Genomic DNA, 13,343 nt, shown 5'->3' on the forward strand with positions numbered 1-13,343 from the left:
TCAGGCGGCGCCGCGCACGTCGAACTCGACCTTCCAGCGCTCGTTCGTGCCGCTCGGGATCGCCTCGAGTTCGAGCGTGCCGGCTTCGGTCACGCGCGCATGCAGCTTCACCGGCACGACTTCGCCAACCGTACGCCCTTCGGCGGGCAGCGTCGCCTGGATTTCTTCCAGTTCCTGCAGTTCTTCCGGCGACCAGTAGTCGAGCAGCGTGCCGACCTGATCCTGGCGGCGCACCGACGAACCGAAGAAGCGGAACTGCACCGGTTCGCCGACGACGAGGCCGAACTCCTGCGGCGGCAGCGCCGCGTCCGAGCCTTCCTCCATCCCGAACGGCGCGACGCACAGCGCCTGCACCGGCGGTTCGAGCCCCGGCACCGCGGGCATCGCCGATTCGATCGCGACGTAGTACGCGCGCGCCGTGCCGCCGCGAATGCGCACGCCGCGGCCGCGCTTCACGTAGCCGTAATACGCCGCGCCGCGCGCAACCGCGAGATCGAGATCGGCGCCTTCGAGCAGGCGCGCGGGCGGCGCGCCTTCGGCGGCGAGCCAGCCGTTGAGCGTGTCGAGCACGCGCTGCGTGAGCAGCGTCGACTTGAACACGCCGCCGTTGAACAGCACGGCGGTCGGATGCAGGAACGTCGCGCCGGGCGGCAGCGTGCGCTGCACGCCTTCGAGCGTGTCGAGCGCCGCGACCTGGCGGCCGAGGAACGCCGCGAGATGGCGCGTGATGCCGGCGTCCTGCGCATACGGCAGGCCGAGCTGCGTCAGGCCGACGCGCGCGCGGCTCACCGGGCGCGCCGCGGCATCGACTTGCGGGAAGAAGCCTTCGAGGATCGTCTGCGTGAGTTCCGCACGCGTCAGCTCGGTGCGGATCGAGCCGCCGATCAGCTTCGAGCCGCGGCTCGGCACGACGAGCGGCACCGCATCGGTGGTCGGGTCGGACAGCAGCGTTTCCTTGGCCGAGCGGCACGCGTAGGTCAGCGCGCGCAGTTGCCACGGATCGGCCTGCGTGCCCTGCTGCGCGAGCTTGCGCGCGACCACGTGCGCGAGCGCGAGGTCCATGTTGTCGCCGCCGAGCAGGATGTGCTCACCGACGGCCACGCGATGCAGTTCGAGGTTGCCGTCGCGCTCGACTACCGCGATCAGCGACAGGTCGGTCGTGCCGCCGCCGACGTCGACGCACAGGATCAGGTCGCCGACCTGCACCTGCTTGCGCCAGCCGCCCTCGCTCTTCTGGATCCAGCTGTAGAGCGCCGCTTGCGGCTCTTCCAGCAGCGTCATCCGCGAATAGCCGGCGGCCCGCGCGGCTTCCGCCGTCAGTTCGCGCGCGGCCGGATCGAACGATGCGGGGATCGTGACCGTCACGTCCTGGTCGGCGAACGGCGCGTCGGGGTGTGCGTGGTCCCACGCCTCGCGCAGGTGCGTCAGGTAGCGGATCGAGCTTTCCAGCGGCGACACGCGCGCGACTTCCGGCGGCGCATCGCTCGGCAGAATCGCCGCGCGGCGGTCGACGCCCGGGTGGCACAGCCAGCTCTTCGCGCTCGACACGAGGCGGATCGGCGTGCCGGCGCCGCGCGTGCGCGCCATTTCGCCGACCGCGAAGCCGCGCGAGGCCGTCCACGGCAGCGTCAGGTCGCCCTGCGTCAGTTCGCTTTCATGCGGCAGGTAGAGAAACGACGGCAGCAGGTCGCGCGATTCCAGCGCGCCGGGCGCGGTGAGCTGCGCGATCGGCAGCACCTGCTGCACGATCTTTTCGCCGTCGCTCGTGCTGCTGTCGACGTACGACAGCGCGCAATGGGTCGTCCCGAGGTCGATACCGATCGAATAGCGCGGATCGCTCACAGTTCCACCTCCGCCGGTGCGATCACCGATGCGTCGTGGCTGCCCGTCAGCTTCGGCAGGCGCACGTCGGACACGCGCCAGCCGCGATGGCTGACGGTGCCGGTGAACGGCGCGGAGCCGACCACGTTGCCGGTCACGCGTACGGCCGTCGCGTCGAAGCCGGCCGGCAGCGTCACACGGCTGCCTTCGGCTTCGTCGCGCACCGGCACGATCGTGAAGTGTTCGCGCAGCGCGGCGCGGCAGCCGTCGTGCACGAGGCGCGCGGCGGCGCCGATGTCGGCGTCCGCGTAGCCAGCGATGTCTTCCTCGACGAAATCGATGAAGCGTGCATCGCGTTGCAGCAGGCCGAGCAGTTGCAGGGCAGCCTGCGGGCTCGCTTCGCGCAGCTCGGGGGCCGGCGCCTTCACGGGCGCCGCGGCCGGTGCCGGCGCAGCAGCGGGTGCCGGTGCTGCCGGGGCCGGGGCAACCGGCGCCGCCGCCGGAACGCCGTCGCGCACGCGCAGCACTTCGGCCGCGAACTCGCGGTTGCCGAGCACGGAGAAGAACGTGCCGACGGCCAGCGACAGCCGGCCGAAGAAGGACAGGTTGGATTCGGGCATGGGGTCTGGACTCCTGTGGGCTCGCAGCACGGCGAGCGATCTTGCCTGGGCGCCCGGCCGCAGCGTGCGGAATGCGCACTGCCGCCGCCCGGCGCGTGATTCGAACGCGCCCTCGCGGGTGCGGAAAACCCGTATTTTGCCCTGTGGCGGGCGAACCGGGCAGAAGTCGGGGGACAGAACACCGCGGCGCGGCGGTTTCGGTCGCGCCGGATCGCCGGTCGGGTGCGCCCGAGCGCGATGCTGCGACGCGTCAGCGCGGCTTGCGCCGCCGGGCCGCCTTCGCTTCGAAATCGCGCGACAGCATGCCGAGCGTGACTTCGCCGAAGCGCGCGAGCAGCGAGGCTTCGGCCTCCTTCAGCGTCGCCGACAGATGCGCGTTGACGGCCTGTTCGACCAGGCACTCGGGCGCATCCTCGGACACCAGGTCGGAAAACAGCGGCGGTTCGCCCACCGCGCGATAGACGTCGAGCAGCGTGATGTCGTCGAGCGCGACGCTCAGCGCCCAGCCGCCGCCGTGCCCCTTCTCCGACTGCACGTACCCGCAATCGCGCAGCCCGCCGAGCAGCCGCCGCACGACGACCGGGTTCGTGCACAGCATCGTCGCGATCGTCTCCGACGTCAGCGGGCCGTCGGCCTGGTCCATGTGGATCAGCGCATGCAGCATGCGCGACAAACGGCTGTCGGTTCTCACGGGCGGGACTCCCTTTTCTCGAAACTTCTGAAGTTGCATGAATGATACCATCGCCCTATCATGCAACTTCTCGTGTTTCATGAGTTGTCCGCCAGCGAAGCACGTGGTCATTCAAGCAGGTTCAGAAAGGAGTCGATGCATGCATTCCCATCATGAAGTGATCGTGATCGGCGGCAGCTTTGCCGGGTTGTCGGCCGCGATGCAACTGGCGCGGGCACGCCGCCGCGTGCTCGTGATCGACGCCGGCCGGCCGCGCAACCGCTTTGCCGAACACGCGCATGGCTTCTTCGGGCAGGACGGCAAGCCGCCCGCGCAGATCGTCGCCGAAGCGAGCGCGCAACTCGCCGCGTATCCAACCGTGCAGCGTATCGACGGCGAGGTCCGCACCGCCGAACGCAACACGGACGGGCGCTTCGACGTGACGCTGGCCGACGGCCGCCACGCGAGCGCCGACCGGCTGATTCTCGCGACCGGCATCCGCGACGAATTGCCGGCGCTGCCCGGGCTCGCCGAACGCTGGGGCATCAGCGTGCTGCACTGTCCGTACTGCCACGGGTACGAGGTCGGCGGCCAGCGGCTCGGCGTGCTCGCCTCGCATCCGCTGTCGGTCCATCAGGCGATCCTGATTCCGGACTGGGGCCCGACGACATGGTTCACGCAGGGCGTGGTCGAAGCGAATGAAGCAGAAGCCGCGTTGCTCGCTGCGCGCGGCGTGCGCATCGAGCGCTCGCCGGTCGTCGAGATCCTCGGCGATGCGCCGCGTATCGACGCGCTGCGGCTCGCCGACGGTCAGGTCGTGCCGATCGACGCGCTGTTCATCGGCGCGCGCACAACCATGGCGAGCGACCTCGCACAGCAGCTCGGCTGCGCGTTCGACGAAGGGCCGCTCGGCCCCGCGATCCGCGTCGATACGTGGAAGCAGACGAGCGTCGCCGGCGTGTATGCGGCCGGCGACGCGTCGAGCCTGATGACCAATGCGACCTTCGCATCGGCATCCGGCGTGGCGGCCGGCGTGGGCGTACACCGGTCGCTGATTTTCGGGCTGGACGCGTAGATGGGTGGGCAGCAGGCGTCACGCCGCGCGCGGCGCGGCGTCCGCAGCCGGCTGCGCATCTCCCTCCACACTGCACTCCTCCAGCGAGATCCGCCGCGTCTCGCACCCGTTGAGCCACCACAGGCTGGCAGCGACGCGCTCCCGCCATCCTCGTAGGCTCCGCCCGGCGCCACGTCGATGGCTTCGCCGCGCGATGTGCGGTTTAATGCTCGCCATCATCCGCATCAAGAGCCATGAAATGCTCGACCTCGACGACCTTCGACTCGTCCGCGCGATCGGCATGTCGCGCTCCCTCGCCGCCGCCGCCCGGTTGCTCGATCTCACGCCGCCCGCGGTCACGATTCGCCTGCAGCGGATGGAGGCACGCCTGTCCGCCAGGCTCGCCGTGCGGCAGCCGAAAGGCATCGCACTGACCGACGAAGGGCAGCGGCTGTATCAGGAAGCCGTCGGCATTCTCGAGCGCGTGGAGGCGCTGCCGGTCAGTATCGCGGGCGACCACGGCGACGTGCAGGGCACGCTGCGCGTCGTCGCCCCGCTCGGCTTCGGCCGCAAGTACGTCGCCCGGATCGTGCGCGACCTGCACCGTGCGCATCCGAAACTCGACATCTCGCTCCACCTGTCGGAAAGCCCGTTGACCAGCGCGGCGGGGGCCGACGTGGTCGTTCATGTCGGCAGCCTCAAGTCGTCGTCGTGGATCGGCTATCCGCTCGCGCCCAACGAGCGCTTTCTGTGTGCGAGCCCCGCGTACGCGCGCCGCATCGAGGACCTGAACCATCCGTCCGACCTGGCACGATACGACTGCCTGTGCCTGCGCGAGAACGACGAAGACATCCCGCGCTGGCGCTTCTCGCCCGGCAGCAGCGTCAAGGGCGAATCGCGGCGGTCCGCCGTCATCCGCGTCACCGGCGCGCTGTCGTCGAACGACGGCACCGTCATCACCGAATGGGCGCTCGCCGGGCTCGGCATCGTCGAACGCTCCGAGTGGGACGTCGCCCCGCTGCTCGCGAACGGCAAGCTCGTCCGGTTGCTGCCCGGCTGGCGCTTGCCGCCCGCGCCGGTGACGGCGCTGTTGCCGTCGCGCACCGGCCGCTCCGCGCGGCAGCGCGTGTTTCTCGACGCCGCGCGGCGGTTTCTCGATCCGCCGCCGTGGCGCGGCAAGGCGTGAGCCGGGGGCGCGATCCGCGAGATTCGATCCATTAAATCCGGCTTAATGACGGATTAGTCCTGCATTAAGCACGATGCGAGCCAACTGCCCTACAGTGTCCGCTTCGGCAACCTCGCAATCGGACCCACCGTGGACCTTCACACGCTCAATACCCCGGCCGCATTGATCGATGTCGGCCGCATGCGTCGCAACATCGCGCGCATGCAGGCGCATCTGGACGCACTCGGCGTCCGGTTCCGACCGCACGTCAAGACCACCAAATGCCGGCACGTCGTCGACGCGCAGCTCGCGGCGGGCGCGCAAGGCATCACGGTGTCGACGCTCAAGGAAGCCGAGCAGTTCTTCGCCGACGGCATCCGCGACATCGTCTATGCGGTCGGCATGGTGCCCGCCAGGCTCGGCCAGGCGCTTGCGCTGCGCCGGCAGGGCTGCGACCTGAAGATCGTCGCCGACAGCCTGCCGGCCGCGCACGCAATCGCCGCCTTCGGGCGCGAGCACGGCGAACGTTTCGACGTGTGGATCGAGGTCGACGTCGACGGCCACCGCTCGGGCATCCCGCCCGAAGCCGACCTGCTGATCGACGTCGGCCGCGCGCTGACCGACGGCGGCATGCTGCTCGGCGGCGTGCTCGCGCACGCGGGCTCCAGCTACGAATACGACACGCACGAGGCGCTGGTCGCGATCGCCGAGCAGGAGCGCAGCCGCACCGTGCGGGCCGCGGAGCGCCTGAGGGCGGCCGGCTTGCCGTGCCCGGTCGTGAGTATCGGATCGACGCCCACCGCGCTGGCGGCGCAACGGCTCGACGGCGTGACCGAAGTGCGCGCCGGCGTGTACGTGATGTTCGACCTCGTGATGCACAACATCGGCGTGTGCGAACTGTCGGACATCGCGCTGTCGGTGCTGACCACCGTCATCGGCCACCAGGAAGAGAAAGGCTGGGCGATCGTCGACGCGGGCTGGATGGCGATGAGCCGCGACCGAGGCACGCAACGCCAGGCGCGCGATTTCGGCTACGGGCAGATCTGCACCGAAGCCGGCGAAGTGCTCGGCGACTACCTGATGAGCGCCGCCAACCAGGAACACGGGATCGTGTCGCGCGCGGGCGCGCCGGATACCGGTATCGCGCAGCGGTTTCCGATCGGCACGCGCCTGCGCATCCTGCCGAATCACGCGTGCGCCACCGGCGCGCAACATCCCGAATACCAGGCAATCGGCGACGACGGCGACGGCGAAGTGCAGACGTGGCCGCGCTTCTACGGCTGGTGAGCGAAGTCCGGCGTCCATGCCGCGTCATCCACGCATTGACTATTCGTCCAACTCTGGACAGAATTTAAACATTCTCGATTCGTCTCGTGCCGAACAGCTCCGCGACCATGCCGACCGACGCCCGCCTCCTTCTCCTCGACCGCGACGCCGTCGAGCCCGCCCTGCAGGCGGAGCAAGTGCTGGCGGCCGTCCGCGAAGCCTTCGTGCTGCACAGTCAAAGGGCCGGACGCGTATTCCCGGTGGTGCGCGAGAAGCTGCATACCGGCGGCGTGTTCGGCATCAAGTCGGGCGACGTCGCCGGTCAGGATCTGCTCGGCTTCAAGGCCGCCGGGTTCTGGCCGGGCAACCGGGCACGCGGGGGGGAGCCGCATCAGGCCACCGTCGCGCTGTTCGATCCCGCGACGGGCAGGCCGCTGTGCATCATGGACGGCAACGCGATCACCACCGCGCGGACCGGCGCCGCGGGCGGCCTCGGGCTGCAGTTGCTCGCGCGCCGCGACAGCACGCGGATCTGCGTGTTCGGCACCGGCGTGCAGGCGCGCGTGCAGCTCGACTACGCGCTCAGGCTGCTGCCGCAGCGGTGCACGGTGCAGTACGTGAACGTCAGTGGCGAGCCGGATCCGGCGTTCGAATCGCACTTCGTCGAACGGTGCGAGATCGGCGTCGCTGGCGACCGGAACGAGGCGGTCGCCAATAGCGACGTGGTGATCACGGCCACGCCCGGCGGCGGCGCGTTGTTCGACGCGGATGCGGTTCAGCCGGGCACCCACCTGACCTGCGTGGGCGCCGATACCGCGGGCAAGCGCGAACTTCCGGCAGGCGTGCTGGAGCGCGCACGCATCGTCGTGGACGATCACGACCAGGCGCGCAGCATCGGCGAGTGCCAGTGGGCGCCCGATTTGCCGCGTACGGAGATCGGTGACATCCTCGCGGGTGCGACATCGGTCGACCGTGCCGCGCACGAGATCACCGTCTTCGACATGACCGGGCTCGCGCTTCAGGACCTGACCGTCGCGCGCCTCCTGTACCGGCACGCCCTCGACAACGGCACCGGAACCTCCGTTCCGTGGCCCTGGTAAAACGACTTCCCGCTTTCCGCCGCCATGCGTCTCGCCAAAGTTTCCGCCCTCTCGTTCGACCTCGACGACACCCTGTGGCCGTTCGGGCCGTCCATCGTCCGGGCCGAGGCGACGCTTCGCGCATGGCTGATCGAGCACGCGCCCAATACCGCGAGCGTGCTGCCGACGCAACAGGCACTCAGTGCGCTACGTGAGGAATACGAACGTTCATGTCCGGAGCTCGCCAGCGACTATCGTGCGATGAGAATCGGGTCGATCCGGCTCGCGCTGGAACGCGCGAACGAAGACGTCTCGCTGACCGACCGTGCTTACGACGTCTTCTACGCAGCGCGCAACCGCGTCGAATTCTACGAAGACGCGCTGCCGGCGCTGGCATGGTTGAGCGCCCGCTTTCCGTTGATCGCGGTCACCAACGGCAACGCGGATCTCCGGCTGACCGGCGGCGGCGAGTTCTTCCGCACGACGCTCAGCGCGCGTGCCTTCGGCTTCGCCAAGCCGGCACCCGAGATCTTCCATGCGGCGGCGGACGCACTCGACGTACGTCCGGCCGAATTGCTGCATGTCGGCGACGACTTCCACCTCGATATCGTCGGCGCGTTGAATGCGGGGCTTCAGGCCGCATGGGTCGTGCGCGAGCCTCGGGCCGAAGGAGAACGGGCGCCTCGGCATCCGGCGACGCCGCATCTCACGCTGCGCGACCTGGCGATGCTGTGCCGTGCGCTTGGCGGGCCCGATACGGTGTCGCGATCGTAGGCGAACGCGGCAGGTCATGCCGATACGGCGCATGACCCGCCACCCGTTTCACGCCGCCTTCCTCGCCTCCGCGATCCGCTGCGGCGCCTTCGGCCGCGCATACAGCCGTTCGAGATACGCGCGCAATTGCGGAAACGGTTCGATCAGGTGGCATTCGTTCGCCCAGTCGATCAGGTAGGCCGTCACGCAATCGGCCACCGTCAGCGCATCGCCGACGATGAACTCGCGCCCTTCGAGATGCTTGTCGAGAATGACGGCCATCGTGGCGAAATCCTCGCGCGCCAGTTCGATATCGGCCGGCGAGCGCTTCTCCGGCGGATAGAGGAACGTATGCCGCGTGATCCGCCACAGCGGCTGCTCGAGCTCCGTCACCGCGAACATGATCCACCGATAGGCCTGCGCCCGCAGCACCGGATCGACGGGCAGCAGCGCCTTCTCCGGGTATTTGTCCGCGAGATACAGCACGATCGCGGCCGATTCGGGAATCACGAGGTCGCCGTCCACCAGCACGGGCACCTTGCCGGCCGGATTGAGGCGCAGGAATTCGGGCCGCTTGTGCTCGCCCTCGAGCAGGTTGACCGACACGAATTCGAAATCCGCATCCAGTTCCTTCAGCCCCCACAGCGCCCGTTGCGAGCGGGTGCCGGCAAATCCGTAAAGCTTCATCGCCAATCTCCATCCAGAACGTCGGAAAAAAGCCCGTATCCGGGCCACGCGCATCGAACCGGGCGACACGCAGCGCCCGGCATCACGCGTCGCTCACGCGCCGGGAATCGCCAGCACCGGCATCACGTCGACCGACACGCCCGGGAACAGCGTGAAATGCGGATGACCTTCGAACAGCGCGGCGGCCGCGTCGTGCGACGCGGCCCGCACGACGGTAAAGCCGGTCAGCGCATTGGCCGTGTCGCGGATGCCGCCTGCGTCGATGGTCTTGGTCTTGCCGAGCGGCCCGCCCAGCTCGACGATCGCGTCGCGATGGCGCTCGACCCACGCATGCCATGCGGCGATGCCGTCGCGCTCGCGCGTGCGCCGCTCTTCCTCGGGCAGCGCGAGCCATGCCTTCATCGCCGGGCTATCCTGGCTCCCGAGAAATACGGCGAGATACACCTGTTGTTGCGCACTCATGCCTTCTCCTCCGATGACGGACGCAGCGGGTTGCCGCGCCTCGACCTTGACAAGATAGGTTGATATCAACACAATTGCAACATGGCACGAAAAGAAAAGCTTCCCTTCGAAACGACGCTGATGGTGCGCGATTGCTGCCTGTGCCTGCACATGCAGCGCGCGGCGCGCAATCTGGCGCGCATCTTCGACGATGTGCTGCGCCCGCTGGATCTCACCAACGGCCAGTTTTCGCTGCTGATGTCGTTGAACCGGCCGCAACCGGCCCCGATGAAATCGGTCGCGTCGCTGCTCGCGATGGATCGCACCACGCTCACCGCGGCGCTCAAGCCGCTCGAGCGGCGCGGCCTCGTCGCGATCGCGCAGGATCCGGACGACCGGCGCAGCCGCCTGCTCGAACTGACCCCGGCCGGGCACGACCTGCTGGCCGAAGCGTTTCCGCTGTGGCAGCGCACGCATGCCGAGATCGAGCGGGCGTTCGCGCCGGGCGAAGTCGACCAGTTGCGCGGCCAGTTGCGCACGCTGTCGATCGATCCGGGTTCGCGCGACTGAGCCGGCACACGGAGCGGGCCGCGGCGGTCGCGCGCACTTCCTGCCACGCGCTGTCAGCAGACATTGCCGGCCCCCGTCGCACCGCCCGATTCGGTGGCAATATCGCTCGGCACGACAACCGATCCGTTATCCAAGGAGACGAGCATGAGCAACAACGAGAAAGGCGCGACTTTCCGGTCGCTTCACCGTGCGGGCCAACCGCTGGCGCTGTTCAACGTATGGGACGCCGGCAGTGCGCGCGCGGTGGCCGACGCCGGCGCCGCCGCGCTGGCCACCGGTAGCTGGTCCGTCGCAGCCGCCAACGGTTTCGGCGACGGCGAGCAGATGCCGCGCGCACTGATGATGGAGGTGCTGGAGCGGATCGTGCGCGCGACGGACCTGCCCGTCACCGTCGATCTCGAAAGTGGCTACGGCGAGCGGCTGGAGGAAGTCGGCGAGACGATCGCGCTGAGCATCCGGGCCGGCGCAATCGGCTGCAATCTCGAAGACAGCGTGCCGTCGACGGGCGAACTGCGCGACGTCGACGCCGCGGCGGCCCGTCTCGCGGCAGCGCGGCAGGCGGCCGATCGCGCGGGCGCCGACTACTTCATCAACGCGCGCACCGACGTGTTCTTCCTGGCGGCGGCCGATACGCACGACGAACGGTTGCTCGAGGCGACGCTGGCGCGCGCCCGCGCTTATGCGGCGGCCGGCGCCGACGGCCTGTTCGTGCCGGGCCTGCGCGCGCCGACGCTCATTCGTGCGCTGACGGCCGCGTCGCCGCTGCCGGTGAACGTGATGCGCGTCGCGGAAACGCCGACGCTCGCCGAACTCGCCGAGTACGGCGTGGCGCGCATCAGCCACGGGCCGTATCCGTATCTGCAGGCGATGAAGGCGCTGGCGGCGCTGGTCAGGCAGGGCGGCTGACGGATTCGCGAAACGGCGGGCGCCACCGCGCGTCGAACGATGACATCGCATGTCATTGGCGCACGACACGCCCGCTTCTACGCTTCGGGGAGCGCGCCGCCATTCCGGCAGCGCCCGTCGCCCGCAGACATCATGTGCGCCCATCCGCTTCCGCGCGACTGGAACACGCCGCCGGCGCCGGCCGCTGCGCCGTCGCTGCCGGTCATCCCGATCGGCTTCATCCACGAAGGCGTCGTGCTGCGTTACTTCTCGCTGATCACGACGGTCGGCACGCCGCAAAGCGCGGCCGCGCAGGAATTACGCATGGAATGCATGTTTCCCGCCGACGATGCGACCGACACGCGCGCCACCGGCAGTTGCTCGACGCGCACGCGCCGGCGCGCTGACGACGCTCAGGAGGCCTTGATGAAATCGATGAACGCACGTAGCGCCGGCGGCACGAGACGCCGCCCGGGATAATACAAGAAGGGGCCGGAGAACGGCCGCCACCACGGTTCGAGCACGGGTTCGAGCGCGCCGCTGTCGAAATGCGGGCGCACCCAGTCTTCGAACAGATACAGGATGCCGGTACCGGCGATCGCCGCATCGACCAGCAGGTCCGTCGCGCCGCCGATCTGCACCAGCAGCGGGCCGACGGCCGGCTCGACCCGCACGACCTCGCCGTCGCGCTCGTACTCCCACGGCGGCATCGCGCCGCTGGCGAAGCGCCCGCGCAGGCACCGATGGTCGAGCAGATCGCGCGGATGCCGCGGCCGGCCGTGCCGGGCGAGATAGCCGGGCGCCGCTGCGGTCGCGAAGCGCTGGATGCGCGGGCCGATCGGCACCGCGATCATGTCCTGTTCGAGCCGTTCGTCATAGCGGATACCCGCGTCGCATCCGGCCGCCAGCACGTCGACGAAATTTTCGTCGGCGATCACTTCCAGCCGGATATCCGGATACGCATCGAGAAAGCGCGGCACGATCGCAGGCAGCACGAGCCGCGATGCGCTGACCGGCACGTTGAGCTTCAGCGTGCCGGCCGGCCGGCTCCGGAATTCGCCGATATCGTCGAGCGCCGCCGCCACTTCGGTCAGTGCGGGCCCGAGGCGCGCGAGCAGGCGCTCGCCGGCTTCGGTAGGCACGACGCTGCGCGTCGTGCGGTGCAGCAGCCGCACGCCGAGTTGCGCTTCCAGCCGGCGCACGGCCTCGCTCAGCCCCGACGCGCTGAGGCCCGTCATGCGTGCGGCGTCGCGGAATCCGCTGGCGCGTGCCACGGCCATGAACGCGTTCAGATCGCCCAGATCGGTTTGCATTGTTCGCCTTTTCGTACAACCCGTGCGAATTATGACGGCTTATCGCGCAGACGACTCATCCCTATGCTGAACGCATTCATCCCATCGACAGGAGCACGGTCATGCCCGACATTCGTCCCACCGCCACCTTCAAGCTCGGCGATCGCCACGTCAAACGAATCGGCTACGGCGCGATGCAGCTTGCAGGCCCCGGCGTATTCGGCCCGCCGAAAGATCGCGATGCTGCATTGCGCGTCTTGCGCGAAGCCGTCGAATCCGGCGTTGACCATCTCGACACCAGCGACTTCTACGGCCCGCACGTCACGAACCAACTGATTCGCGACGCGTTGCATCCGTTTCGCGACGATCTCGTGATCGTCACCAAGATCGGCGCGCGACGCGGCGACGATGCGTCGTGGCTGCCCGCGTTCGCGCCCGACGAACTCGAACGGGCCGTGCACGACAACCTGCGCAACCTGCGGCTCGACGTGCTCGACGTCGTCAACCTGCGCATCATGTTCGACACGCACGGGCCGGCAGAAGGATCGATCGAAGCGCCACTGGCCACGCTCGCCGAACTGCAGCGGCGCGGGCTCGTCCGGCATATCGGCCTGAGCAACGTCACGCCAGCGCAGGTCGCGGAAGGCCGGCGGATCTGCGACATCGTCTGCGTGCAGAACCACTACAACATCGCGCATCGCGGCGACGATGCGCTGATCGACGCGCTTGCTCGCGACGGCATCGCATACGTGCCGTACTTTCCGCTCGGCGGCTTCTCGCCGCTGCAGTCGTCGACGCTGTCCAGCGTCGCCACCCGTACCGGCGCGACGCCGATGCAGGTCGCCCTTGCGTGGCTGCTGCACCGCGCGCCGAATGTCCTGCTGATTCCCGGCACGTCGTCGGTCGCGCACCTGCACGAGAATCTCGCGGCAGCCGACGTCGATCTGCCGGCAGACGCGCTCGCGGAACTCGACCGCATCGCAGGCGCCGACGCCGCCTGACGCGCGGACGATCGCCCGGCAGCCCGTGCAACACGGGCC

Annotated in this window: 14 protein-coding genes and 1 pseudogene; 9 read left to right on the top strand and 6 right to left on the bottom strand. The window is 69.1% G+C overall.

Annotated features, from left to right (window positions below; all coding sequences use genetic code 11):
- The 3 genes from WT24_RS28180 to WT24_RS28190 all read right to left on the bottom strand — a co-directional run bounded on the left by WT24_RS28180 (nt 1) and on the right by WT24_RS28190 (nt 3,132).
- The gene (locus WT24_RS28180; RefSeq protein WP_059504282.1) at nt 1–1,842 is read right to left on the bottom strand and encodes an Hsp70 family protein; all 1,842 of its coding nucleotides are present in this window, start codon (nt 1,840–1,842) and stop codon (nt 1–3) included.
- Nucleotides 1,839–2,441 (bottom strand): DUF2760 domain-containing protein, encoded by a 603-nt coding sequence (locus WT24_RS28185; protein ID WP_059794747.1) that lies wholly within the window; start codon nt 2,439–2,441, stop codon nt 1,839–1,841. The genes WT24_RS28180 and WT24_RS28185 overlap by 4 nt, the downstream gene beginning before the upstream one ends.
- A gap of 250 nt (nt 2,442–2,691) precedes the next feature.
- Complete coding sequence (locus tag WT24_RS28190; protein WP_059504286.1) at nt 2,692–3,132, bottom strand: Rrf2 family transcriptional regulator; 441 nt, start codon at nt 3,130–3,132, stop codon at nt 2,692–2,694.
- A 139-nt stretch (nt 3,133–3,271) separates the two neighbouring features.
- Between WT24_RS28190 and WT24_RS28195 the strand changes: the two genes are divergently transcribed.
- The 5 genes from WT24_RS28195 to WT24_RS28215 all read left to right on the top strand — a co-directional run bounded on the left by WT24_RS28195 (nt 3,272) and on the right by WT24_RS28215 (nt 8,449).
- Nucleotides 3,272–4,186 carry an NAD(P)/FAD-dependent oxidoreductase gene (locus WT24_RS28195; protein ID WP_059794750.1) on the top strand — a complete coding sequence of 305 codons (915 nt, stop codon included), beginning with the start codon at nt 3,272–3,274 and terminating at the stop codon, nt 4,184–4,186.
- Between the two features lie 205 nt (nt 4,187–4,391).
- On the top strand, nt 4,392–5,351 hold the full coding sequence (locus WT24_RS28200) for a LysR substrate-binding domain-containing protein (RefSeq protein WP_060036480.1): 960 nt from the start codon (nt 4,392–4,394) through the stop codon (nt 5,349–5,351).
- A 129-nt stretch (nt 5,352–5,480) separates the two neighbouring features.
- Entirely contained in the window at nt 5,481–6,617 is a 1,137-nt protein-coding gene (locus WT24_RS28205) for a DSD1 family PLP-dependent enzyme (protein WP_060036482.1), read from the top strand.
- A 107-nt stretch (nt 6,618–6,724) separates the two neighbouring features.
- A complete protein-coding gene (locus WT24_RS28210) occupies nt 6,725–7,696 on the top strand; it encodes an ornithine cyclodeaminase family protein (protein WP_060036484.1) in 972 nt (323 codons plus the stop codon).
- Between the two features lie 24 nt (nt 7,697–7,720).
- Nucleotides 7,721–8,449, top strand: coding sequence for an HAD family hydrolase (locus WT24_RS28215; RefSeq protein WP_060036486.1), 729 nt, complete (start codon nt 7,721–7,723; stop codon nt 8,447–8,449).
- Between the two features lie 48 nt (nt 8,450–8,497).
- On the opposite strand, the gene WT24_RS28220 is transcribed toward WT24_RS28215, so the two are convergent.
- Nucleotides 8,498–9,115 (bottom strand): glutathione S-transferase family protein, encoded by a 618-nt coding sequence (locus WT24_RS28220; protein WP_059504298.1) that lies wholly within the window; start codon nt 9,113–9,115, stop codon nt 8,498–8,500.
- Nucleotides 9,116–9,208: 93 nt separating this feature from the next.
- Nucleotides 9,209–9,577, bottom strand: a complete 369-nt coding sequence (locus WT24_RS28225) for a YciI family protein (RefSeq protein WP_059504300.1) — start codon at nt 9,575–9,577, stop codon at nt 9,209–9,211.
- Between the two features lie 81 nt (nt 9,578–9,658).
- On the opposite strand from WT24_RS28225, the gene WT24_RS28230 reads away from it, so the two are divergent.
- From WT24_RS28230 to WT24_RS28240, 3 genes and pseudogenes are all read left to right on the top strand, one after another.
- The gene (locus WT24_RS28230) at nt 9,659–10,126 is read left to right on the top strand and encodes a MarR family winged helix-turn-helix transcriptional regulator (RefSeq protein WP_060036488.1); all 468 of its coding nucleotides are present in this window, start codon (nt 9,659–9,661) and stop codon (nt 10,124–10,126) included.
- A 144-nt stretch (nt 10,127–10,270) separates the two neighbouring features.
- The gene (locus tag WT24_RS28235) at nt 10,271–11,032 is read left to right on the top strand and encodes an isocitrate lyase/phosphoenolpyruvate mutase family protein (RefSeq protein WP_060036490.1); all 762 of its coding nucleotides are present in this window, start codon (nt 10,271–10,273) and stop codon (nt 11,030–11,032) included.
- Between the two features lie 126 nt (nt 11,033–11,158).
- A pseudogene (locus tag WT24_RS28240) lies at nt 11,159–11,418 on the top strand (transcriptional regulator); the annotation flags it as partial.
- A 6-nt stretch (nt 11,419–11,424) separates the two neighbouring features.
- Here the strand turns inward: WT24_RS28240 and WT24_RS28245 are convergent.
- Nucleotides 11,425–12,324 carry a LysR family transcriptional regulator gene (locus tag WT24_RS28245; RefSeq protein ID WP_060036494.1) on the bottom strand — a complete coding sequence of 300 codons (900 nt, stop codon included), beginning with the start codon at nt 12,322–12,324 and terminating at the stop codon, nt 11,425–11,427.
- Nucleotides 12,325–12,425: 101 nt separating this feature from the next.
- On the opposite strand from WT24_RS28245, the gene WT24_RS28250 reads away from it, so the two are divergent.
- Nucleotides 12,426–13,304 (top strand): aldo/keto reductase family oxidoreductase, encoded by an 879-nt coding sequence (locus WT24_RS28250; RefSeq protein ID WP_060036496.1) that lies wholly within the window; start codon nt 12,426–12,428, stop codon nt 13,302–13,304.
- Nucleotides 13,305–13,343 lie beyond the last annotated feature (39 nt).

The sequence above is a fragment of the Burkholderia sp. MSMB1078WGS genome, from assembly GCF_001528895.1.
Taxonomy (GTDB): domain Bacteria; phylum Pseudomonadota; class Gammaproteobacteria; order Burkholderiales; family Burkholderiaceae; genus Burkholderia.